Raw genomic sequence first — 21,996 nt, 5'->3', positions numbered from 1 at the left:
CTCCGGATCCGTCCGGAGGGCCGCTCGCCCATGTCTGCACCGCTTCACTGTTTGCCGACGGCCCCACCGTGGTAGACCGAGGAATGCACTCGACGCACCACGCACCGGACCACTCCCTGCGATCGCGACACGCCCGGCGTTCCATCCTGTCGATCCGCTCGGAAGGATCGGTCCTCTCGATCGGTTCCGCCTACTCCGTCCTCTCGATCGGGAGTGTCGGCTCGGTGCTGTCGATCGGATCCGTCGGATCGTGCGGTTCGGCACTGAGCACCGCGTCGTTCGCCAGCCTCGGATCTGCGCTGTCGGGGCTGTCGCGGTGGTCTCTGCTGTCGTGGAAGGGCTGGCACGACACGCCGCCCGAACACCCTCATCTCACGGTGATCGCCGACGAACCGGACCTCACACGGGACGCGACCGCGCACGTCCAGTCCTGACGTGTCCGGTCACGACGTCCGGCCGGCGCGCGGCCAGGAGTTCCCGTCGTACTTCTCGATCTCGCCGTTGAACTTGGTCAGCAGGCGGCGCAGCTCACTCCGGTCGTGATCACTCCACTCGGCGATGATGCGTTCGACACCGTTCCTGCCGAGCGCCCGGTCCGCGTGAAGCTGCTCGAGCCCCCGGGCAGTGGCCTCGACCTTGCGGGCCATTCCCCCGTCCGGGTCGGGGACCCGTTCGACGAGTCCGCGCTTCAGCAACGCGCCGATCTGCCGGTTGATCGTCGAGATGTCGAGCCGGAATGCCTCGGCGAGCTGCTTCAGGCTGAGCGGATGTTCGAGTTCCAGGCGCCCGAGGAGCAGGTAGGCAGAACGGTCGAGTTGGAATCCCGCCCGCTGCGCGTGGGCGTGGTAGCGCGACAGCAATGTCAATTCGTTCTCGACTTCAGCCGCCACCTCGTCGCGATCGGACACCGACACCTCCCAGAGTCACCGTCATTCTGCCCGAGGCGCGGCAACCGCGTCCGGGGCATCATTGTGCACCATACACATCATGTGTAGCGTGCACATTCCGGTACCCCGAACGCGGATCAGGATCCGTTGACGAACAGCGCGGTGTAGAGAACCGACGCAACGGTGTACACGAAATTGATCAGCAGATCCATGGCAGAACCTCCGGGTTCCAGAGTGACACGAGTGACAACAGGTAATCGGCGTTGCCCCGGGTCGCGTTTCATCGATCCCGCCCACCGGAAAACACCCCACGACCGAACTGAAACGTGTTCTCATTCTTCGAGGCACGCAGACGCGGTGCCGGACGAGAGAAGGGATGCACCATGCCGTGGAGTCGCGCCGAACTCGACGAGGCGTTCGCGCACTACCAGCGCACCATCAGCCGCTGCGTCGAACTCGCAGACTGGAACGGATTCGCCGACCTCTTCACGGAGGACGCCACGTACGTCGAGCACGCGTTCGGACACTTCACCGGACGCGAGGCCATCCGCACCTGGGTCACGCGCACCATGTCGGCCTTCCCCGGAAGCCGGATGACAGAGTTTCCGGCGAACTGGTACGTGATCGACGAGGACCGGGGATGGGTGATCTGCGAGATCGACAACCCCATGGAGGATCCCGGCGACGGCTCCCGGCACGCCGCTGCCAACATCACGATCCTCCACTACGCCGGCGGCAACCTGTGGTCACGCGAAGAAGACGCGTACAACCCGCTGAACTTCCTCGCCTCGGCCAAGAAGTGGTGCCGCGCAGCCGAAGCCGCGGGCAACCTACCCGAAGACGCGCGGGAATGGCTCTCGCGGATGGGCGATCGACCGGCGGCCCGACCGGTCACCACTGCCCGTAATCGGGCTTCAGAATGTCGTTGAGATCGATGCCCACCCCGTCGACGCTGCTCGCGTCGATCTCGTACTGATGCAGGTGCGCCGACGGGTGGACGTACCCCTCGGGTGTGCCCCAGTCGTGCTGCCAGTACCACGACCCGAGCCCGGCGAGTACCGCCAGATCCAGCGTCGTGGAGTTGGCGTAGATGCCGGTGTTGCCCTTGCCGACCACCGACTCCCACCCCGCGAGATACGGGGCGATCATGGTGAGGAAATCGGCGGGCGAGGGATTGTCGTCGATGGACGCGTAGATGGGGCGATCCTCGGGACCGCCTGCGGCAAGGTGCAATTCGAGTCCGCGCTCCGCGTGCCGTTTGCCGGCCTCGAGCCCGCCGCGCCAGTCGGCGGTCGGCCCCTTGCCGAACTGATAGCACGAGACGACCGACAGCCCGGCGTCGAGCAGCGCCTGCGCCTCGTCGGCGAGCATCGGCTTGCCTTCCATCCACTCGGCGCCGGGACGGCGATCCGACACGTAGCGGATGGCGCCGGCGTATCCGGCCTCGAGGATGGCGTCCGCCGAAGGCACGCCGCCCGCGTAGTCGATCAGGATGCCGAGGCTGTCCGCCTTCGCGACGGCGACCGAGGACGTGGTGGACGTGAGCGCCGCGATCCCCGCCACAGCGGATCCCGCTGCCGCGTACCGGAACAGGTCTCTCCGAGAAAATTCCACTGTGGCCCCCATATCCGATCGGTCGCGCTCCGGCGTGTCTCCGACATTCACTCTCGCTCAGTCGGTATGTTGTCCGGCTTGCATTCCACCACACTCACACGGGTCCCGCCAGCCACTTGGACTACATCCGTCACATCGGACACTCGCGGCCCGCCGGAACGGGGTCAGCGGGTCAGCGGGTCAGCGGAAGAACACCGCGGCCTGGTCGGCCAGATCCAGTGCCCCCTGCGGCAGGATTCCGAGCACCACCGTCACCACCACACCCACGGCGATGGCTGCGGCGGTGAACATGCTGGGCACCACGATCGTCGGGGCGTCGCTCTGCGGTTCCGAGAAGAACATCAGGACGATCACCCGAACGTAGAAGAACGCTGCGATCGCGCTGCTGACGACGCCGACGAGAACGAGCGGAACGGCACCGCCCTCGATGGCGGCCTGGAAGACCGCGAACTTGCTGACGAACCCACTCGTCAAGGGGATTCCGGCGAACGCCAGCAGGAACAGGGCGAAGACCCCGCCCACCAGGGGGGATCGCCGACCCAGCCCCGCCCAGCGGGACAGGTCTGTCGCCTCGCCCCGGCTGTCCCGCACGAGGGTGACGACGGCGAACGCGCCGAGCGTGCTGAACCCGTAGGCCAGGAGGTAGAACATGGTGGACGACAGGCCCTCCCGGTTGGCCGCGATCAGACCGGTGAGGATGAATCCGGCGTGCGCGACCGAGGAGTACGCGAGCATCCGCTTGACGTCGTTCTGCGTGACCGCCATGACGGCACCGACCACCATGGTGAGGATGGCGACGCCCCACATCACCGGCCGCCAGTCCGCGCGGAGGTCGGGCAGCGCCACGTAGAAGATGCGCAGCATCGCCCCGACGGCCGCGACCTTGGTGGCCGCCGCCATGAACGCGGTGATCGGTGTCGGCGCACCCTGATAGACGTCGGGGATCCAGGAGTGGAACGGGACGGCGCCGATCTTGAACAGCAGACCCACCGACAGCAGCGCGGTGCCGATCAGCGCGAGCGTCCGGTCCTCGGCCCCCCGGGCCAGCGCGTCGGCGATCCCCGGCAACGCGACGGTGCCCGCGTAGCCGTACAGCAACGCGACCCCGAACAGGAAGAACGCCGACGAGAACGCCCCGAGCAGAAAGTATTTCATCGCGGCCTCCTGAGACAGGAGGCGGCGGCGCCGCGCCAGCCCGCACAGCAGATACAGCGGCAGCGACAGCACTTCCAGCGCCACGAACATGGTGAGGAGGTCGTTCGACGCCGGGAACAGGAGCATCCCGCCGACCGCGAACAAGGTGAGGGGGAAGACCTCGGTGTGCCCCGGGGCGTTCCGGGTGGCCTCCCGCTCGGCGACACTGCCGGGGACGGCGAACGCCTGCGGGGTGAAGGCGTCGGTTCCGCCTTCCGGTTCCGCCCCGCGGACGGCCGTGACCTCCGCGGTCGCCGCGCCCACCCCGCTGTCGACGCTCCGCTCGGCGATGATCAGGATCGCCGGGATCGAGATCAGCAGGATCGTGCCCTGGAGGAACAGCGTCGGACCGTCGACGGCCACCGCTCCCCCGACCACCGAGTCGCGGGTTCCGGCGAGCAGGACGACGGCCACGAACGCCGCGGTGAGTCCGCCGAGCGCGAGAACCAGGTGGCTCGAGTAGCGGCCGCGGCGGGGCAGGAACGCCTCGACGAGCACACCGGCGACAGCGACGCCGAACACGATCAGCATGGGCGCCAGCTGACCGTATTCGATGTCCGGCGCAGGCAACGTCTCGGACTGGGCGAGGACGAATTCGGAGGTACTCATCAGGGTGTGCCTCCCTCTGAATCCTGCCCGGCGACGGTGGGGGCAGGATCGTGCTGACCGACGGTGACGAGGACGTGACTCACCGCGGGGGTGATGACGTCCAGCACCGGCTTGGGGTAGACGCCGAGGACGAGCAGCAGGGCGATCAGCGGTGCCACGACCGCGATCTCACGGCGCACGAGGTCGCGGACGGTCTCGTTGCCCTCCTTCAGCGGTCCCGTCATCATCCGCTGGTAGAGCCACAGCACGTAGATCGCGGCGAGGACGAGCGCGAGAGTCGCGACCACGGCAGCGATCTGATACCGCGAGAACGTCCCGACCAGGACGAGGAACTCACTGATGAAGGGCGCCAGGCCCGGCAGCGACAGCGTGGCCAGCCCCGCCACGAGGAACGTGCCCGCCATCACCGGAGCGACCTTCTGCACCCCGCCGTAGTCGGCGATGAGGCGGGTGCCGCGCCGGGACACCAGGAACCCGGCGATCAGGAACAGCGCCGCGGTCGAGATGCCGTGGTTGACCATGTACAGCGTCGATCCGGCCTGCCCCTGGCTCGTCATCGCGAAGATGCCGAGGATGATGAACCCGAAGTGCGAGATCGACGTGTACGCGATCAGTCGCATCACATCGGTCTGTCCGATCGCCAGCACCGCGCCGTAGATGATGCCGATCACCGCCAGCACCGTGACGAACGGTGCGAAGTACGCGGACGCATCCGGGAACATCTGCAGACAGAACCGCAGCATCCCGAACGTGCCGACCTTGTCGACGACGGCCATCATGAGCACCGCGCTGGCCGGCGTGGCTTCCACCGCCGCGCCCGGCAGCCACGTGTGGAACGGCCACAGCGGGGCCTTGACCGCGAACGCGAACATGAACCCGAGGAACAACGCCTTCAGCACGCCGGGGTCGGCGTCCAGCCCCTCGGCGACGATCACCCGGAAGTCGAAGGTGCCACCGCCGAACGCGTCCTGCCGCGCCGTCACCACGTACAGCCCGATGACGGCCGCCAGCATGATCAGGCCGCCGAACAGGTTGTACAGCAGGAACTTCACCGCGGCATACGACCTCCCCGCCCCGCCGAATCCTCCGATCAGGAAGTACATGGGGATGAGCATCGCCTCGAAGAAGATGTAGAACAGCAGGACGTCGAGGGCGGTGAACGAGACGATCACCATCGCCTCGACCATCAGCGTCAGCGCCACGTACGTGTGCGCCATCCGCCGCCGCTCGTAGTCCGGAGCGGAGTCGCCGTCGTTCCACCCCGCCAGCAGCAGCAGGGGCACCAGCACCGCGGTGAGGAGCACCAGGACGAGCGCGATGCCGTCCAGGCCCAGGATGTACCGGGTGCCGAACGCGGGGATCCAGGCATGCGATTCGACGAACTGGTACTGCTCGCCGGTCGGGTCGAACCGGATCGCCAGCACGACTGCCAGGCACAGGACCACCACGGACACACCGACCGCGACCGATTTCGCGAGCGCGCGCCTGTGGACCGGCACGGCCAGGACCACGCCGGCGCCGACGAGTGGCAGCACCCACAGGAGGGTCAGCCACGGGAAGCCGCTCACCACAGCCTCACCAGCATCGTGGCGACCAGAAGCGCCGCACCCGCGAACATGAACAGGGCGTACGACCGGACGAACCCGGTCTGTAGACGCCGCACCCGCACCGACGTTCCGCCGACGAGCGCGGCGAACCCGTTGACGGCGCCGTCGACGCCCCGGTCGTCGGCGGTCACGAGCGTTCGCGTCAGTTCCTGCCCGGGACGCATCAGCGCCGCCTCGTTGAACGCGTCGCCGTACAGGTCCCTCCGGGCCGCGACGGTGAGCGCGGTGACGTCCTCGGGCGCGACGGCGGGGATCGGCTGCCGGGCGTACTGCCGGTAGGCCACCGCGACCCCGGCCAGTACCACCACCAGCGTGAGTGCGGTGATCGCCCACACGGGGAGTGCGGGCTCGCCGTGGTGGGCGCCGACGACCGGTTCCAGCCAGTGCTGCAGCGAGGAGCCGATCGCGAGGAGGGCTCCCGCGGCAACCGAACCCACCGCGAGCAGGATCATCGGCACCGTCATCACCCCCGGCGATTCGTGTGGGTCTGAATTTGGTGCCCATCGGCGGCGTCCGAAGAAGGTCATCAGCATCACCCTGGTCATGTAGAAGGCGGTGAGTCCCGCACCGAGCAGCGTCACCGTCCCGAGGACGACGCCCTGCACGCCCTCGGCGGCGAACGCCGCTTCGATGATCTTGTCCTTGGAGAAGAAGCCGGAGAACGGTGGAATCCCGATGATGGCCAGGTATCCCAGCCCGAACGTGACGAACGTGACGGGCATGACGGTGCGCAGACCGCCGTAGCGGCGCATGTTCACCTCGTCGTTCATGCCGTGCATCACCGAGCCCGCGCCGAGGAACAGGCCGGCCTTGAAGAAGCCGTGGGTGAGCAGCAGCATGATCGCGAACGCGTACCCGGCCGGTCCCAGACCGGCGGCCAGCACCATGTACCCGATCTGGCTCATCGTCGACGCCGCCAGCGCCTTCTTGATGTCGTCCTTCGCGCAGCCGATGATCGCGCCGAACAGCAGGGTCACCGCGCCGACGATCACGACGCCGAGTTGGGCGTTCGGTGCGAGGTCGAAGATCGCGTTGGAGCGGACGATGAGGTACACACCCGCCGTGACCATGGTCGCGGCGTGGATGAGCGCGGACACCGGTGTCGGGCCCTCCATCGCGTCGCCGAGCCAGGATTGCAGCGGAACCTGCGCCGATTTGCCGCAGGCGGCGAGCAGCAGCGCGAGCCCGATCGCGGTGAGCACGCCCTCGCTCGCGGCGTCGGCGCGCGTGAACACGTCGGCGAATTCGATCGACCCGAACGTCGAGAACATGATCATGATCGCGAGGATCAGCCCCATGTCGCCGACGCGGTTGACGACGAACGCCTTCTTCGCCGCGGCCGCCGCGGACGGCTTGTACTGCCAGAATCCGATGAGCAGGTACGACGCGAGACCGACACCCTCCCACCCGACGTACAGTCCCAGGAAGTTGTCGGCCAGCACCAGCAGCAGCATCGCCGCGAGGAACAGGTTGAGGTAGGCGAAGAACCGCCTGCGCTCCGGGTCGTGCGCCATGTAGCCGACCGAGTAGATGTGGATCAGCGAGCCGACACCGGTGATCAGCAGCACGAAGCACACGGACAGCTGGTCGAGTTGCAGACCGAAGTCCACCTGGAGTTCGCCGACCGGCACCCAGCTGAACAGGATCTGGTGCACCACCCGGTCGGCGGCGTCCCGGCCCAGCATGTCGACGAAGAAGACGAGACCGAGTGCGAACGAGGCCAGCGCCGTCACGCAGCCGAGGAGATGACCCCACGCATCGCTGCGCCTGCCCGCCAGCAGGAGCACGGCGGCGCCGAGGAGCGGCAGAACCGGCAGCAGCCACACGGCCGACGAGAGCGTTCCGCTCATGCCGCACCGCCGATCGGGGTGTCGTCGGGCAAAGTCACCTTCTCGAGGATGTGCGTCATCGGGGACCCGTCAGTTCTTGAGGAGGTTGGCGTCGTCGACGGAAGCCGAACGGCGGGAACGGAAGATGGTCATGATGATCGCCAGACCGACGACGACCTCGGCCGCCGCGACGACCATGGTGAAGAACGCGAAGACCTGCCCGTCGAGGTTGCCGTGCATCCGGGCGAACGTCACGAACGCCAGATTCGAGGCGTTGAGCATCAGTTCGATGCACATGAACACGATGATCGCGTTGCGGCGGATCAGCACCCCGGCGGCACCGATCGTGAACAGCAACGCCGACAGGTACAGGTAGTTCTCGGGGTTCATCGCCCACCCCCGTCTTCGGTCGCGGCGGGTTCGGGGGCCGCGACGTCCGCGGTGCCCAGCGCCCGGGCGGGCATGCTCGGCCGCCGGTCGAGCGACCGGCTGACGGAGAGGTCCGAGAACGTGCCGTCGGGCAGCAGCGCCGGGATGTCGACGGCGTTGTGCCGCGCGTAGACCCCGGGACTGGGGAGCGGCGTGACCCGGGCACCCTCGCGAACACGGTCCTGGGACAGCTCGCGCTGGTCCTTGCGCCGCTCGAACCGTTCGCGGTGGGCCAGCACCATGGCGCCGATCGTGGCGGTGATCAGCAGGGCGCCGGTCAGTTCGAAGGCCCACACGTACCGGACGAAGACGAGTTCGGCCAGCCCTTGGACGTTGCCCGCCGCGTTGGCCTCGTCGAGACCGGTGAACGCGGAGACCGACGCACTTCCGAGGCCGCCGATCAGCAGGAGTCCGAACCCCAGCCCGGCCGCGATCGCGGCCACCCGCTGACCGCGCAGGTTTTCGACGAGCGATTCGGAGGAATCGACGCCGATGAGCATGAGCACGAACAGGAACAGCATCATGACCGCGCCGGTGTAGACCACGATCTGCACGACTCCGAGGAACAGCGCACCCTGGGCGATGTAGAACACGGCCAGGATGATCATGGTCGTGGCGAGGAAGATCGCCGAGTAGACGGCTTTCGTCGCGCTGACCACTCCGAGCGCGCCGATCACCGCCACGGTCGCGAGGACCCAGAACTGCACGCCCTCGCCGGTCGAGGTCTGGGTGAAGGGTTCCGCGACCAGGTGGACCGCGGCCGGCATCGTGTTCGTCACGTCGGCTCTCCTCCCTCGATCACGGCCTGTCCCCCGCCGTGTCGTCCGCCTCGGACTCGTCCTGCGACGCGGGCGCCGCTCCCCCGGTCACCGTGCCGCGGTAGTAGTCCTCGGCTGTGGTTCCCGGGGCCATCGGGTGCGGCGAATCGACCATGCCGGACTCGAGCGGGGCCAGCAGCCGATCCTTCTCGTAGATCAGGCCCGCCCGGTTGTCGTCGGCCATCTCGTATTCGTTGGTCATGGTCAGCGCCCGTGTCGGGCACGCCTCGATGCACAGCCCGCACCCGATGCAGCGCAGGTAGTTGATCTGGTACACCCGGCCGTACCGCTCGCCGGGCGAGAAGCGTTCCTCGTCGGTGTTGTCGGCGCCTTCGACGAAGATGGCGTCGGCGGGGCACGCCCAGGCACACAGTTCGCACCCGATGCACTTCTCCAGCCCGTCCGCGTACCGGTTGAGCTGATGCCTGCCGTGATAGCGGGGTGCCGTCGGCGTCTTCTCCTCCGGGTAGAACTCGGTGTTCGATTTCTTGAACATCGTGGAGAAGGTCACGCCGAATCCCGCTATGGGGCCGAGGAATTTAGTCATCGCTGTTCTCCTGGGTCGATCCGGTGGAGTGCGCGCTGGTGACGGAGACGGGCGTGCGCCGGAACGCGGGCAGCGTCTGCCCCGGCATCGGCGGCACCGGATATCCGCCGGCCATGGGGTCGAACGGTTCGAGTGTCTCGGGGGACGGTTCGGCGCGGTCGCGCGGCTCGACCGGCTTCTCGGGTGCGCGAACGCGGCCCGGGCGCAGGCGCTTCCACAGCAGCGCCACCACGACGAGGGCCACGACGAGGCCCGCGACGACGAGGGTGATCGTCCTCGTGTCGTAACCCTCGTTGCGGAAGGCCCGGACGGTGGCGACGATCATGACCCACACCAGCGAGATCGGGATCAGGATCTTCCAGCCGAGACCCATGAACTGGTCGTACCGGAGCCGGGGCAGCGTGGCCCGCAACCAGACGAACACGAACAGGAAACCCCAGACCTTCAGCGTGAACCACAGCACCGGCCACCAACCGGAGTTCGCGCCGTCCCACAGGCTGAGCGGGAACGGTGCGTGCCAGCCGCCGAGGAACAGGGTGGTGGCGAGCGCCGAGACCGTCACCATGTTCACGTACTCGGCGAGCATGAACATCGCGAAACTCAGCGAGGAGTACTCGGTGTGGAACCCGCCCACCAGTTCACCTTCGGCCTCGGGCAGGTCGAAGGGCGCCCGGTTGGTCTCACCCACCATCGAGGTGACGTAGATGAGGAACGACGGCAGCAGCAGGAAGACGTACCAGGTGTGCTCCTGGGAGGCGACGATGCCCGACGTGGACATCGTTCCGGCGTCCAGGAAGACGGCGGCGAACGACAATGCCATCGCGATCTCGTACGAGATCACCTGCGCCGTCGAGCGCAGACCCCCCAGCAGCGGGTACGTGGAGCCGGACGCCCAGCCGGCGAGCACGATGCCGTAGACGCCGATCGACGTGGCGGCGAGGACGTAGAGCACGGCCACCGGCAGGTCCGTCAGCTGTAGCGGCGTGTAGTGCCCGAAGATCGACACCGCCGGGCCGAACGGGATCACCGCGAACGCCATGAACGCGGGCACCGCGGCGATGATCGGCGCGAGGATGTAGATCGGCTTGTCCACACCCTTCGGGACGATTCCCTCCTTCAAGGCGAGCTTGATGCCGTCGGCGAGGCTCTGCAGCATGCCCCGCGGGCCGACCCGGTTCGGGCCGACGCGCATCTGCATCCAGGCCATGACCTTGCGTTCGGCCAGGATCGTCAGAAGCGGGGTGAGGACGAGGAACACGAAGACGGCCAGCGCCTTGCCCAGAACCAGCCACCACGGGTCGTGCCCGAACAGTGCCGGGTCGGGGTAGACGGCCGCGATCGTCACAGCGCACCTCCCGGGGCGATCCCGTTGATGCCGGGTTGGCGGCGAACGGTCACGATGGTTCCCGCCCCGGCAGCCAGTTGCCGGTAGACCGCGGAGCCGGGCGAGTTGAGCGGCAGCCACACCACCCGATCCGGCATGTCGGTGATCACCAACGGCAACGTCACCTCGCCTCGTTCCGTCGAGACGGTGACCGGATCTCCGTCGCCGGCACCCGTCTCGGCCGCCGACGCCGCGGACATCCGCATGACCGGGGTACGCGCCGTGCCCGCCAGGTGCGGTTCCCCGTCCTGCATCCGCCCCGAGTCGAGCAGCATCCGCCACGTGGCGAGCACCGCCTGCCCCGGACCGGGTTCCCGCCGTGGGGACTGCGGGACGTCGGGCGGATCCGGGAAGTCCCCGTCCCAGGCGCCGAGCCGCTCGAGTTCCCGCCGTGCGGTCGCCGCGTCGGGAAGACCGAGCGCGACCCCCATTTCGCCGGCGATCGCGTGGAGCACCCGCTGATCGGGCATCGCCCCGGTACCGCGGAGGGCGGCGTCGAAATCCCGTGTGCGGCCCTCCCAGTCGAGAAAGGTACCCGGCTTCTCCATGACCGGTGCGATGGGGAACACCACGTCCGCGCGGTCGGTGATCGCACTGTGGCGCAGTTCCAGACTCACGACGAACCCGGCCGCCTCGACGGCCGCCGACGCGGCCTGCGGGTCGGGGAGGTCGTCGATCTCCACACCGCCGATCACCAGCGCCCCCAGCGTCCCCGATTCGGCGGCAGCGAGGATGCCCGCGGTGTCGCGGCCCACGGTGTCCGGTAGATCCGCGACATTCCACACGTGCGCGACCTGCCGACGGGCCTCGGTATCGCCCACCGGCCTGCCACCCGGGAGCAGTCCGGGCAGCGCGCCCGACTCGAGTGCGCCGCGTTCACCGGCCCGTCGCGGCACCCAGGCCAGCCGGGCCCCGGTGGCGTCGGCCAACCGGACCGCGGCGGACAGTGCCCCCGGCACCGCGGCGAGCCGCTCCCCCACCACGACGACCGCACCCGGTCGGCGAAGCAACTCCGTGACCCCCGGATCCACCTCGCCCGTGCGGAGTCCGTCGAGGACCTCCGGTTCCGCATTCGGCGCGGCCCGCAACAGTCTGCCGGACACCTTCTCGAGGCCGCGGGACGTGTACGGGGCGATCGAGTACACCGGAACGGCCTTCGTGCGCGCCGCCTTGCGCAGGCGGAGGAACACGATCGGTGATTCCTCCTCCGGCTCGAACCCGGCGAGGAGGACGACCGGCGCGGCGTCGAGATCGTCGTAGGTGACCGCGAGTCGCTGCCCCGCCACCCGGGCCGCCAGGAAGTCGGCCTCCTCACCGGAGTGCGCGCGACTGCGGAAGTCGATATCGTTGGTGCCGAGCGCCATTCGCGCGAACTTCGCGTACGCGTAGGCGTCCTCCCACGTGGACCGACCGCCGACGAGAACACCCGCGCTGCCCCGTGCAGCGGTCAGTCCCCGCGCCGCGACTGCCAGGGCCTCCGACCACGATGCGGGCGCCAGCGTGCCATCGTCGCCGCGGACCAGTGGAGTGGTGATCCGGTCGCGCTGGGTGGCGTACGCGAACGCCCACCGCCCCTTGTCGCAATTCCATTCCTCGTTGACCTCGGGATCGTCGCCCGCCAGCCGCCGCAACACCGTGCCCCGCCGATGATCGGTGCGCTGGGCGCACCCGCTCGCACAGTGCTCGCACACACTGGGGCTGGAGATCAGATCGAACGGGCGGGCCCGGAACCGGTACGCGGTACCCGTCAGCGCGCCCACCGGGCAGATCTGGACGGTGTTGCCGGAGAAATACGACTCGAACGGTTCCTTCGCATAGATCCCGACCTGCTGCAGCGCACCCCGCTCCATCAGCTCGACGAACGGATCCCCCGCAACCTGCTCGGAGAACCGGGTACACCGCGCGCACAGCACACACCGCTCCCGGTCCAGCAGGACCTCCGTGGACAGCGGAATCGGCTTGGGGAACGTGCGCTTGATCTCCCCGAAACGCGACTCCGCGCGCCCGTTGGACATCGCCTGATTCTGTAACGGGCACTCACCGCCCTTGTCGCACACCGGACAATCCAGGGGATGGTTGATCAGCAACAACTCCATCACCCCCTTCTGCGCCTTGTCCGCCACCGGCGACGTCAGCTGGGTGTGCACCACCATGCCGTCCGTGACAGTCGTGGTACACGACGCGAGCGGCTTCCGCTGCCCCTCCACATCCACGAGGCACTGACGGCACGCGCCCACCGGGTCGAGCAGCGGATGATCACAGAACCGCGGAATCTGGATGCCGATCATCTCCGCCGCACGAATCACCAACGTGCCCTTGGGAACACTCACCTCCACCCCGTCGATAGTGATGCTGACTCCGTCAGGGCTCGCTCCGCTCGCAAGCGCCGGGGCTGAGTCACGGCTCGCTCCGCTCGCGGGCACCGGGGCTTTCACGCGCGCTCTTCCCTCGTCACTCATTCGCTGCGCTCCCTCGCTCCTCGGTCCAGACCGCGCGGCCCCGGCGCCGAGTCACAGCTCGCGCATCGCCCCGCCGCCGAGTCACGGCTCGCGCATCGCCCCGGTGCCACATCATGCGTCCACTCCAGCCATGAGGGTGGACTGATGCGGGTCGAACGGACAGCCGCCCTGCTCGAAGTGCGCGAGGTACTCGTCGCGGAAGTACTTGACGGAGGACATGATCGGGCTCGCCGCACCGTCACCGAGAGCGCAGAACGACTTGCCGAGGATGTTGTCCGCGATGTCGAGCAACTTCTGCAGATCCGCATCGGTCCCCTCCCCCCGCTCGAGCCGCTCCAGGATCTGCACCAGCCAATAGGTGCCCTCCCGGCAGGGCGTGCACTTGCCGCACGACTCGTGCGCGTAGAACTCGGTCCAGCGGAGCACGGCGCGCACCACGCACGTGGTCTCGTCGAAGATCTGCAGGGCCTTGGTGCCCAGCATCGACCCGGCGGCACCGACCCCCTCGTAGTCGAGGGCGACGTCGAGATGCTCGTCCGTGAAGATCGGCGTCGACGAACCGCCCGGTGTCCAGAACTTCAACCGGTGCCCGGCGCGGACGCCGCCCGCATACCCGAGCAACTCCCGCAACGTGATTCCCAGTGGCGCCTCGTACTGTCCGGGTGCGGTCACGTGCCCGGACAGCGAGTAGAGGGTGAACCCGGGCGACTTCTCGCTGCCCATCGAGCGGAACCACTCGATGCCGTTCACGATGATCGGCGGGACGCTCGCGATCGACTCGACGTTGTTGACGACGGTCGGGGACGCGTAGAGACCGGCCACCGCGGGAAACGGCGGACGCAGCCTGGGCTGGCCGCGGCGCCCCTCCAGCGAGTCGAGCAGCGCCGTCTCCTCACCGCAGATGTACGCCCCGGCACCCGCGTGCACGACCAACTCGAGGTCGAAGCCGGTGCCCAGGATGTTCTTGCCGAGGTAGCCCGCCGCGTACGCCTCCGCGACCGCGGCCTGCAGCCGGCGCAGCACCGGCACCACCTCGCCGCGCACGTAGATGAAGGCATGCCCGGCGCGGATCGCGTACGCCGCGATGATGACGCCCTCCACGAGCGCGTGCGGCGTTGCCAGCATGAGGGGCATGTCCTTGCAGGTGCCCGGTTCGGACTCGTCCGCGTTGACCACGAGGTAATGCGGCTTGTCGTCGCCCTGCGGGATGAACGACCACTTCATGCCGGTCGGGAACCCGGCACCGCCGCGGCCGCGCAGTCCGGCCTCCTTGACCGTCGCGATGACCTCGTCCGGGTCCATGCGCAGCGCCTTCTGCAGGCCCTCGTACCCGTCGTGGCGACGGTACGTGTCGAGGGTCCAGGACTCGGGCTCGTCCCAATAGCGGCTCAGGACCGGGGTCAGCGGCATGTCAGTCTCCCTTCCGTCCGGGGTCGGTGGCGGCCGGGTTCGTTTCGGAGGTGGACCGATCCGGAGGCACCGTCGCCGACGGGGCAGGCGCAGGCTCGTCCTTCGTCGACTCCGCCGCCACCGCCTCGGTGTCCCGCGACCGCGGCTCCGGGACGAGGGACGTCTCCGCCGGATCCGGCGCCGTCATCCCTCGTTCCCGCGCAACGCGCAGGCCCGCCAGCGTGGCGTCGCCGGCGGCGCCCTCCTCCAGCACACCGGGACGCTCGTCGGGGAACCCGGCGAGAATGCGGGCGGTCTCCCGGAACGTGCACAGCGTCGCGCCGCGGCTCGGCGACACCCGCTCCCCCGACCGCAGGGAATCGACGAGCGAGCGGGCCGACTCCGGGGTCTGATTGTCGAAGAACTCCCAGTTCACCATCACCACCGGGGCGTAATCGCACGCGGCGTTGCACTCGATGTGCTCCAGCGTCACCTTGCCGTCCGCGGACGTGCCGCCGTGCGGCAGATCGAGATGCTCCTCCAGCGCGGCGAGGATCGCGTCGCCACCCATGACCGCGCACAACGTGTTGGTGCACACCCCCACGTAATAGTCGCCCGTCGGCTCGCGCCGGTACATCGAATAGAACGTCGCCACCGCGGCCACCTCGGCGCCCGTCAACGCCAGCCGGCCGGCACAGAATTCGACCCCCGCCGGCGTGATGCACCCGTCCTCCGCCTGAACCAGATGCAACAGCGGCAGCAGCGCAGAACGCGAATTCGGGTACCGCGCGACGACGACGTCGGCGTCGGCGTCGAGCCGCGCCCGGATCTCCGGCGGATACTCCTCCCGCGCACCCGGCCGCACCAGCCGTCCGTTCTCCTCCGGCCGAGGCCCGAACTCGATGAAAACAGGTGGTTGCGCCGGTGCGGCTCGCTCGGTCATCGATCCACTCCCCCCATGACGGGATCGATGCTCGCGACCGCGGCAATCACATCCGCCACCATGCCGCCCTCACACGTGGCCGCCACCGACTGCAGATTCGTGAACGACGGATCCCGGAAATGCACCCGGAACGGGCGCGTGCCGCCGTCGCTCACCATGTGCACCCCGAGCTCACCCCGCGGCGACTCCACCGCCACATACACCTGGCCCGGCGGCACCCGGAAACCCTCCGTCACCAACTTGAAATGATGGATCAGCGACTCCATCGACGAATCCATGATCTCGCGGACATGCTCCGGCGAATTACCCAGACCGTCGGGGCCCAACGTCAGATCCGCAGGCCACGCGATCTTCTTGTCCTCCGCCATGATCGGCCCCGGCCGCAATCTGTCGAGACACTGCTCGACGATCTTCAGCGACTCCTTCATCTCGTCGACCCGGATCAGGTAGCGGCCGTACGCGTCGCACCCGGTGTCGGTGCTGACCTCGAACTCGTAATTCTCGTACCCGCAATACGGCTGCGACTTCCGCAGATCGTGCGGCAGACCCGTCGCACGCAGCATCGGACCCGTCACCCCCAGCGCCATGCACCCCGTGAGGTCGAGATACCCGATACCCTCGGTGCGGCCCTTCCAGATGCGGTTGTCGTTCAGCAGATTCTCCATGTCCCGCAACCGCTCCGGCAGCAGCGTCAGCAACTCGCGGACCTTCTCCACCGCCCCCTCCGGCAGATCCTGCGACAACCCACCCGGCCGGATATACGCATGATTCATCCGCAACCCCGTGATGAACTCGAACACATCCAGGACCAACTCACGTTCCCGGAAACCGAACAGCATCGCGGTCACCGCACCCAACTCCATCCCGCCCGTGGCCAGCGCCACCAGATGCGAGGAAATGCGGTTCAACTCCATCAACATCACCCGGACGACACTCGCCCGCTCCGGCACCTGCTCCGTGATGTCCAGCAACTTCTCCACACCCAGGCAATACGCCGTCTCGTTGAAAAACGGCGACAGATAATCCATCCGCGTCACAAACGTCACGCCCTGCGTCCAGCTACGAAACTCCAGGTTCTTCTCGATCCCCGTATGCAGATAACCGATACCGCACCGGGCCTCCGTGACCGTCTCCCCCTCGATCTCCAAGATGAGCCGCAACACCCCGTGCGTCGACGGATGCTGCGGACCCATATTCACGACGATGCGCTCCTCGCCGCTCCCCGAACCCGCATCCTCCGACGCCGCCTTCACCGCATCGACAACCTCGTCCCAATCCTGACCGGCAACCGTGAACACCGTGTCCTCACTCATCAGCTGTACCCCCGCCGCTCGTCCGGCGGCGCGATCTCCGCGCCCTTGTACTCGACGGGAATACCGCCGAGCGGATAATCCTTCCGCTGCGGATGACCCGGCCAGTCATCCGGCATCTCGATCCGCGTCAACGACGGATGACCGTCGAACACGATCCCGAAAAAGTCGAACGTCTCCCGCTCGTGCCAATCATTCGTCGGATACACGTCGTACAACGACGGAATATGCGGATCCGCATCCGGCACCGCCACCTCCAGACGGATCCGCCGATTGTGCGTAATCGACAACAACGGATACACCGCATGCAACTCGCGGCCCGCATCCTGCGGGAAATGCACACCATTCACACCCAGACACATCTCGAACCGCAAATCCGGCTCATCCCGCAACGCCCGCGCCACCGGCACCAAGAACTCACGCCGCACACCGAACGTCACCTCACCCCGAAACACCACCACCGACTCCACCGCCACCTCGAAGCCCACCCCCGACTCCGCCAGCGCCGCCCCCAACCCATCCGCCACCTCGTCGAAATACCCGCCGAACGGCCGCGGCGTACTCCCCGGCAACAACACCGGACGCACCAACCGCCCATACCCCGACGTATCCCCACTACCCCGCACCCCGAACAAACCCCTACGCACACCGATCTGCTCTGGGACATGGCTCGCTTCGCTCGCGGGTGCCGGAGCTTGGTCGTGCGGTCTTCCTGTGTTGGTCTGGCTCGCTTCGCTCGCGGGTGCCGGAGCTTGATCGTGCGGTCTTCCCTCGTCACTCACTCGCTACGCTCCCTCGTTCCTCAGTCCAGACCGCACGGCTCCGGCACTTGCTCGGCTCGCTCCGCTCCCTCGCCGCACAGCTCCGGGCCCTCGCCGCACGACCTCGGCCCATGCAGGCCGTCACCGGAGCAGGCCCTTCATCTGGATGGTGGGGGTGGCGGCCAGGGCGGCCTGCTCCGCCGCACGCGCCACCTCCTCGCGGTGAACACCGAGCGGCATCTGCTGGATCTTCTCGTGCAGCGCGAGGATCGCGTTCAGCAGCATCTCGGGCCTCGGCGGGCACCCCGGCAAGTAGATGTCGACAGGGACGATGTGGTCGACACCCTGCACGATCGCGTAATTGTTGAACATCCCACCCGACGACGCGCACACGCCCATCGCCAGCACCCACTTCGGCTCCACCATCTGGTCGTAGATCTGCCGCAGCACCGGCGCCATCTTCTGGCTCACCCGGCCGGCGACGATCATCAGATCGGCCTGCCGGGGTGAGGCCCGGAACGCCTCCATACCGAAGCGGGCGATGTCGAAGCGTCCGCCTGCGGTGGCCATCATCTCGATCGCACAGCACGCGAGCCCGAAACTGGCGGGCCACAGCGAGCCCTTGCGGACGTAACCCGCAAGCCCCTCGACCGTGGTCAGCAGGAAGCCGCTCGGCAGCTTCTCCTCGATGCCCATATCCGACTCTTCTCTTCCGACTTAGCTTTTGGATCGCTGGCAGGACCGATCAGTCCCAACTGAGACCGCCACGCCGCCACTCGTACGCGTAGGCGACGGAGACGTTGAAGATGAACAGGGCCATGGCCCCGAGACCGAAGAAGCCGAGGGCGTCGAAGTGCACAGCCCACGGATAGAGGAACACGATCTCGATGTCGAAGATGATGAACAGCATGGCCGTCAGGTAGTACTTCACCGGGATGCGCCCCGCGCCCAGCGGCGAGGACGTCGGCTCGATCCCGCACTCGTAGGCGTCGAGCTTGGCACGGTTGTACCGTCTCGGACCGACGATCCTCGCCACGATCACGGAGAACACCGCGAACGCGACCGCGATCGCCCCGAGCACGAGGATCGGCACGTAGACATTCATGCCGTCTCAGCTCCCCTCTTCCCGAGCCTGTCCGCCCGATTCCCGGGCGGTCGTTTCCGAAGCTACGCTCTTGTGAGTTATGCCACAGCGTACAAGGGAAGTCGTCGGGCCCGGCCGATTTGACCGAGCGAGTTCCAGGCGATCTGAAAATGCGGAAAACCGCTGCGGGACAGGCGCTCGATGCGCCTTCCGGCGGCCGAATCGGAAGTCAGGAGACCCTAAGCAGAGAGTCGGGTGCGGAGCAGCGCTATGACCGCTTCGGACAACCGGATCGGGTCGAGCGGGTGCGGCACCGCGGCCTCGGCGCGCGACCAGCTGGCGAGCCAGGCGTCGTCGGGACGTCCGGTCAGGACCAGGATCGGCGGGCACTCGTCGATCTCGTCCTTCAACTGCTTGGCGATCCCCATCCCGCCCGCGGGCACCGCCTCGCCGTCCAGGACGGCCAGGTCGATACCGCCGGCATCCATCTCCCGGATCACCACGGGCGCCGTCGCCACCTCGACGTACTCCAGCTCCGGAAGGTCGGGGTGCGGACGCTTCCCCAGCGCCAGAACGACCTTCTGACGGGTGCTCGCGTCGTCGCTGTAGACGAGGACACGCAACCGATCAGGACGGCTGGTGTGGGCGGTCGCGTCGGTCACGGACACGATGCTACCGGTCCCCCGCCTTCCAGACCGGAGGCTCGCGTCGATCGAAAAACGGCGCGTCGACATCGAATTGGTTTGACCGGCGGCCGCGGGGCTGCCCGGCTACAACCTTTCCGCGATGGCGAGCGCCGTGGAACCGAGCTTCGGCAGGCGGAGATCCGCGATGGGCGTCAGCATGTTGCCGAGCCGGTTGGTGACGAACGCGATCGACATGCCGGTGTCGGCGTCGGCGAACGCACCCGACCCGCCCAACCCGTAGTGCCCGAAGGTATTCGACGGCTGCTTGCGGCGCGCCACCATTCCCGCGTGGTAACCGAGCCGCCAGTTCATCGGTATGCCCAGTACGTAGTCGCGGGCCGTGGTCTGCACCTGGCTCAGCTGCGCCACGACGTCGGGTGGGAGGAACTCGACACCGCCGACGGTTCCGCCGTTGGCCAGCGCCCCGTACATGCGCGCCAGGGCGCGGGCACTGAACACGCCGTTCCACCCCGGCATGACGCTGTCGTGGATCGCGGGGTTGCGGACGAGAGCGTCGAAACCGGCGGGCATGCCGGCGTCCGCGACGTTGCGGAGACCGGGCAGCCGCGCCATCGCGAACGACGTCGCACCCCAGGGAACGCCGAACGGGTTGATGTGCGGGAACGTCCTGGCGATCCGGGTCCGCTCGGCGGGGGGCACCTCGTACCAGAATTCCTTCACCCCGAGCGGTTCGGCGACCTCGGTGCGCACCAAATCGGTGAAGTGCGTTCCGGCCGCGCGCGCCGCCACTTCGGCCACCAGCGAACCGAAGGTCACGGCGTGATAGCCGGGGGCCTTCAGCCGCCGCCGATCCGGGGTCGCCGCGGCCAGCGCGGCGCTGACCAGGCCATGGTCCATCAGACTCAGCGGTCCGGGAACGAGCCCGCGCACGCGGTGCAGCCCGGCGCGGTGCGACAGCAGTTCGCGCACCGTGATCTCGTCTTTGCCCGCGGCGGCGAACTCGGGCCAGTACTGCGCCACGGGGACGTCGTAGTCGATGATCCCGCGTCCCGCGAGACGGTGCAGCACGGTCGACGCGACGCCCTTGCCCGTGGAGAACGTGAGGGTGACGGTGTCGTCCTGCCAGAACGTGTCGCGGCTCGCCCACCCGGCCCACACGTCGACGACCGGCTCACCGTGGAGATAGACGGCCAGCGCGCCGCCACCCTGGCCTGCGTCGTGGAAGAGCCGGAAGAACTGGTCGACGAGCACCCCGAATCGACGGTCCGCCAGCATCCCCGCCGGTGGCCGTACGGTGCGGCGCCTCAACGGCCACGGCGATGTGGTCGTCATGTCGACTTCCCTCGGTCGCTCTTCACGTCAGTGACATGTGTATTTAACTTCCTCTTTACACACGGGAGAACGCCGTCGGCACCGCTTCAGAGCCCGCGTGACCGCTTCGTGGCCATACCGCAACGGGAAAGAGTGCCCAGGCCCCGGGGAGGTGACTCGACCATGATCCGGAGAGGTGACTCGACCATCATCATTTCGGCTCGAGGGAGTGGAAGTAATCGGACCTGACCTCGACGTCCTCGACGAGACGCGTGGTGGTCTGGACCCCCAGCGAATGCTCCTTCAACAGGTCGCACAGCCGGTCGCCGTCGATGAGGTCGATCGGCGGGGCACCGTCCCTCTTGGACTCCGTGCGGGCGTCACCGGTGAACGTTCCGGTCGTGATGAGCAGACCCTTCTCGCCGCGACCCGCCATCGCGCCACGGAAATCGCGCACCGCCCCGGCGCCGACACTGCCGCTGTAGCGCTTGCACTGGAAGAACACGGGGAAACTGAGCAGCGACAACTGGTACACGCCGAGGCCCTCGATGTCCCCGTCCCCGCCGCGATCGGTGACGGACGCGCTCGAGAATCCGGCCTCCCGCAGCAACCGCTGGGTCAGCCGCTCGAACGCCGGCGGCGACATCTTCAGAACCGTGTCGAGCAGCAGGTCCTTCCAGTCCGCGTCGTTCTCGGCCTCGGCGATGTTGGCGTCCGGTTCGTCGTTCCTCCGGGATGCGGCCTTCGCCGACTTGCGGGCGGCGTTCTTCTTACGGTTCTCGGCGGAGAATTCGGCGTGCAACGGGCGGATCTCGCTCTCGGCGACCTCGCGGCCCTTCTCCGTCACGCTCCACACCCCGCGACGGCTGTTGGTGAGCAGACCCATCCCCTTGAGGTAGGTGCGGGCCCACGCCAGCCGGTACTCGATCTCGGTGCTCGGACCGTCACCGTGCAGCACGCCCTGCACGTCCGACGAAAGACCTTCTCGCTCAACGACTGCGCTGTCGAGCTCCTCGTTGGACGCCGAACCACCGAGAGCAATGGCAGCCTGAAGCGCTGGCCAGAGGAGGTCGACGTACTGAGGAACGTGAACAGTCATGGCCACAAGCATGCCCGAATCCACCGAACGCTCCGCACACGGACCCGGATCCTCCGGGCACTCGGCACACGGACG

At 67.8% G+C, this 21,996-nt stretch carries 21 protein-coding genes; 2 read left to right on the top strand and 19 right to left on the bottom strand.

Annotated features, from left to right (window positions below):
• Nucleotides 1-83 precede the first annotated feature (83 nt).
• Complete coding sequence (locus ACFTZB_RS10085; RefSeq protein WP_378431380.1) at nt 84-434, top strand: hypothetical protein; 351 nt, start codon at nt 84-86, stop codon at nt 432-434.
• 9 nt (nt 435-443) lie between these two features.
• On the opposite strand, the gene ACFTZB_RS10080 is transcribed toward ACFTZB_RS10085, so the two are convergent.
• Entirely contained in the window at nt 444-914 is a 471-nt protein-coding gene (locus ACFTZB_RS10080; protein WP_378431376.1) for a MarR family winged helix-turn-helix transcriptional regulator, read from the bottom strand.
• A gap of 356 nt (nt 915-1,270) precedes the next feature.
• On the opposite strand from ACFTZB_RS10080, the gene ACFTZB_RS10075 reads away from it, so the two are divergent.
• Nucleotides 1,271-1,816, top strand: coding sequence for a nuclear transport factor 2 family protein (locus ACFTZB_RS10075; protein WP_378431374.1), 546 nt, complete (start codon nt 1,271-1,273; stop codon nt 1,814-1,816).
• Here ACFTZB_RS10075 and ACFTZB_RS10070 read toward each other — a convergent pair.
• The 18 genes from ACFTZB_RS10070 to ACFTZB_RS09985 all read right to left on the bottom strand — a co-directional run bounded on the left by ACFTZB_RS10070 (nt 1,779) and on the right by ACFTZB_RS09985 (nt 21,933).
• Nucleotides 1,779-2,513 (bottom strand): DUF1906 domain-containing protein, encoded by a 735-nt coding sequence (locus ACFTZB_RS10070; RefSeq protein ID WP_378431373.1) that lies wholly within the window; start codon nt 2,511-2,513, stop codon nt 1,779-1,781. The two genes, ACFTZB_RS10075 and ACFTZB_RS10070, sit on opposite strands and share 38 nt — an antisense overlap.
• Before the next feature lie 168 nt (nt 2,514-2,681).
• Nucleotides 2,682-4,304 (bottom strand): NADH-quinone oxidoreductase subunit NuoN, encoded by a 1,623-nt coding sequence (gene nuoN / locus ACFTZB_RS10065; RefSeq protein ID WP_378431372.1) that lies wholly within the window; start codon nt 4,302-4,304, stop codon nt 2,682-2,684.
• Entirely contained in the window at nt 4,304-5,872 is a 1,569-nt protein-coding gene (locus ACFTZB_RS10060) for an NADH-quinone oxidoreductase subunit M (protein ID WP_378431370.1), read from the bottom strand. The genes nuoN and ACFTZB_RS10060 overlap by 1 nt, the downstream gene beginning before the upstream one ends.
• Nucleotides 5,869-7,761, bottom strand: a complete 1,893-nt coding sequence (gene nuoL / locus ACFTZB_RS10055) for an NADH-quinone oxidoreductase subunit L (protein ID WP_378431369.1) — start codon at nt 7,759-7,761, stop codon at nt 5,869-5,871. Before nuoL ends, ACFTZB_RS10060 begins: the two co-directional genes overlap by 4 nt.
• A gap of 69 nt (nt 7,762-7,830) precedes the next feature.
• Nucleotides 7,831-8,130: an NADH-quinone oxidoreductase subunit NuoK gene (gene nuoK, locus ACFTZB_RS10050; protein WP_005239116.1), complete on the bottom strand. Its 300-nt coding sequence runs from the start codon at nt 8,128-8,130 to the stop codon at nt 7,831-7,833.
• Nucleotides 8,127-8,936 (bottom strand): NADH-quinone oxidoreductase subunit J, encoded by an 810-nt coding sequence (locus ACFTZB_RS10045; RefSeq protein ID WP_378431378.1) that lies wholly within the window; start codon nt 8,934-8,936, stop codon nt 8,127-8,129. Before ACFTZB_RS10045 ends, nuoK begins: the two co-directional genes overlap by 4 nt.
• 31 nt (nt 8,937-8,967) lie before the next feature.
• Nucleotides 8,968-9,534, bottom strand: coding sequence for an NADH-quinone oxidoreductase subunit NuoI (nuoI, locus tag ACFTZB_RS10040; RefSeq protein ID WP_072940556.1), 567 nt, complete (start codon nt 9,532-9,534; stop codon nt 8,968-8,970).
• Nucleotides 9,527-10,879: an NADH-quinone oxidoreductase subunit NuoH gene (gene nuoH / locus ACFTZB_RS10035; protein ID WP_378431368.1), complete on the bottom strand. Its 1,353-nt coding sequence runs from the start codon at nt 10,877-10,879 to the stop codon at nt 9,527-9,529. The genes nuoI and nuoH overlap by 8 nt, the downstream gene beginning before the upstream one ends.
• On the bottom strand, nt 10,876-13,377 hold the full coding sequence (locus ACFTZB_RS10030) for an NADH-quinone oxidoreductase subunit G (RefSeq protein ID WP_378431367.1): 2,502 nt from the start codon (nt 13,375-13,377) through the stop codon (nt 10,876-10,878). Before ACFTZB_RS10030 ends, nuoH begins: the two co-directional genes overlap by 4 nt.
• Nucleotides 13,378-13,488: 111 nt before the next feature.
• Nucleotides 13,489-14,787 (bottom strand): NADH-quinone oxidoreductase subunit NuoF, encoded by a 1,299-nt coding sequence (nuoF, locus tag ACFTZB_RS10025; protein WP_378431366.1) that lies wholly within the window; start codon nt 14,785-14,787, stop codon nt 13,489-13,491.
• 1 nt (nt 14,788) lies between these two features.
• On the bottom strand, nt 14,789-15,709 hold the full coding sequence (nuoE, locus tag ACFTZB_RS10020; protein ID WP_378431365.1) for an NADH-quinone oxidoreductase subunit NuoE: 921 nt from the start codon (nt 15,707-15,709) through the stop codon (nt 14,789-14,791).
• Entirely contained in the window at nt 15,706-17,022 is a 1,317-nt protein-coding gene (gene nuoD, locus ACFTZB_RS10015; protein WP_378431364.1) for an NADH dehydrogenase (quinone) subunit D, read from the bottom strand. The genes nuoE and nuoD overlap by 4 nt, the downstream gene beginning before the upstream one ends.
• On the bottom strand, nt 17,022-17,801 hold the full coding sequence (locus ACFTZB_RS10010) for an NADH-quinone oxidoreductase subunit C (RefSeq protein WP_378431363.1): 780 nt from the start codon (nt 17,799-17,801) through the stop codon (nt 17,022-17,024). Before ACFTZB_RS10010 ends, nuoD begins: the two co-directional genes overlap by 1 nt.
• A 120-nt stretch (nt 17,802-17,921) precedes the next feature.
• A complete protein-coding gene (locus ACFTZB_RS10005) occupies nt 17,922-18,476 on the bottom strand; it encodes an NADH-quinone oxidoreductase subunit B family protein (protein WP_005574811.1) in 555 nt (184 codons plus the stop codon).
• A 49-nt stretch (nt 18,477-18,525) separates the two neighbouring features.
• Nucleotides 18,526-18,885: an NADH-quinone oxidoreductase subunit A gene (locus tag ACFTZB_RS10000; protein WP_015889709.1), complete on the bottom strand. Its 360-nt coding sequence runs from the start codon at nt 18,883-18,885 to the stop codon at nt 18,526-18,528.
• 218 nt (nt 18,886-19,103) lie between these two features.
• The gene (locus ACFTZB_RS09995) at nt 19,104-19,526 is read right to left on the bottom strand and encodes a hypothetical protein (protein ID WP_378431362.1); all 423 of its coding nucleotides are present in this window, start codon (nt 19,524-19,526) and stop codon (nt 19,104-19,106) included.
• A 108-nt stretch (nt 19,527-19,634) separates the two neighbouring features.
• Nucleotides 19,635-20,843: a serine hydrolase domain-containing protein gene (locus ACFTZB_RS09990; RefSeq protein ID WP_378431361.1), complete on the bottom strand. Its 1,209-nt coding sequence runs from the start codon at nt 20,841-20,843 to the stop codon at nt 19,635-19,637.
• A 190-nt stretch (nt 20,844-21,033) separates the two neighbouring features.
• A complete protein-coding gene (locus tag ACFTZB_RS09985) occupies nt 21,034-21,933 on the bottom strand; it encodes a restriction endonuclease (RefSeq protein ID WP_378431359.1) in 900 nt (299 codons plus the stop codon).
• Between the last annotated feature and the right edge of the window lie 63 nt (nt 21,934-21,996).

Source organism: Rhodococcus sp. NPDC057014, assembly GCF_042673295.1.
Lineage (GTDB): Bacteria > Actinomycetota > Actinomycetes > Mycobacteriales > Mycobacteriaceae > Rhodococcus_F.
Note: the sequence above shows the minus strand (reverse complement) of the source record. Positions and strands in the feature narration are given on the sequence as shown.

Excerpts from the sequence above, each read along its gene's own strand:
- ACFTZB_RS10085 (WP_378431380.1), top strand. The coding sequence starts at position 84 with ATGCACTCGACGCACCACGCACCGGACCACTCCCTGCGATCGCGACAC.
- ACFTZB_RS10075 (WP_378431374.1), top strand. The coding sequence starts at position 1,271 with ATGCCGTGGAGTCGCGCCGAACTCGACGAGGCGTTCGCGCACTACCAG.
- ACFTZB_RS10070 (WP_378431373.1), bottom strand. The coding sequence starts at position 2,513 with ATGGGGGCCACAGTGGAATTTTCTCGGAGAGACCTGTTCCGGTACGCG.
- nuoN (WP_378431372.1), bottom strand. The coding sequence starts at position 4,304 with ATGAGTACCTCCGAATTCGTCCTCGCCCAGTCCGAGACGTTGCCTGCG.
- nuoL (WP_378431369.1), bottom strand. The coding sequence starts at position 7,761 with ATGAGCGGAACGCTCTCGTCGGCCGTGTGGCTGCTGCCGGTTCTGCCG.
- nuoK (WP_005239116.1), bottom strand. The coding sequence starts at position 8,130 with ATGAACCCCGAGAACTACCTGTACCTGTCGGCGTTGCTGTTCACGATC.
- ACFTZB_RS10045 (WP_378431378.1), bottom strand. The coding sequence starts at position 8,936 with ATGCCGGCCGCGGTCCACCTGGTCGCGGAACCCTTCACCCAGACCTCG.
- nuoI (WP_072940556.1), bottom strand. The coding sequence starts at position 9,534 with ATGACTAAATTCCTCGGCCCCATAGCGGGATTCGGCGTGACCTTCTCC.
- ACFTZB_RS10030 (WP_378431367.1), bottom strand. The coding sequence starts at position 13,377 with ATGAGTGACGAGGGAAGAGCGCGCGTGAAAGCCCCGGTGCCCGCGAGC.
- nuoF (WP_378431366.1), bottom strand. The coding sequence starts at position 14,787 with ATGCCGCTGACCCCGGTCCTGAGCCGCTATTGGGACGAGCCCGAGTCC.
- nuoE (WP_378431365.1), bottom strand. The coding sequence starts at position 15,709 with ATGACCGAGCGAGCCGCACCGGCGCAACCACCTGTTTTCATCGAGTTC.
- nuoD (WP_378431364.1), bottom strand. The coding sequence starts at position 17,022 with ATGAGTGAGGACACGGTGTTCACGGTTGCCGGTCAGGATTGGGACGAG.
- ACFTZB_RS10005 (WP_005574811.1), bottom strand. The coding sequence starts at position 18,476 with ATGGGCATCGAGGAGAAGCTGCCGAGCGGCTTCCTGCTGACCACGGTC.
- ACFTZB_RS10000 (WP_015889709.1), bottom strand. The coding sequence starts at position 18,885 with ATGAATGTCTACGTGCCGATCCTCGTGCTCGGGGCGATCGCGGTCGCG.
- ACFTZB_RS09990 (WP_378431361.1), bottom strand. The coding sequence starts at position 20,843 with ATGACGACCACATCGCCGTGGCCGTTGAGGCGCCGCACCGTACGGCCA.
- ACFTZB_RS09985 (WP_378431359.1), bottom strand. The coding sequence starts at position 21,933 with ATGCTTGTGGCCATGACTGTTCACGTTCCTCAGTACGTCGACCTCCTC.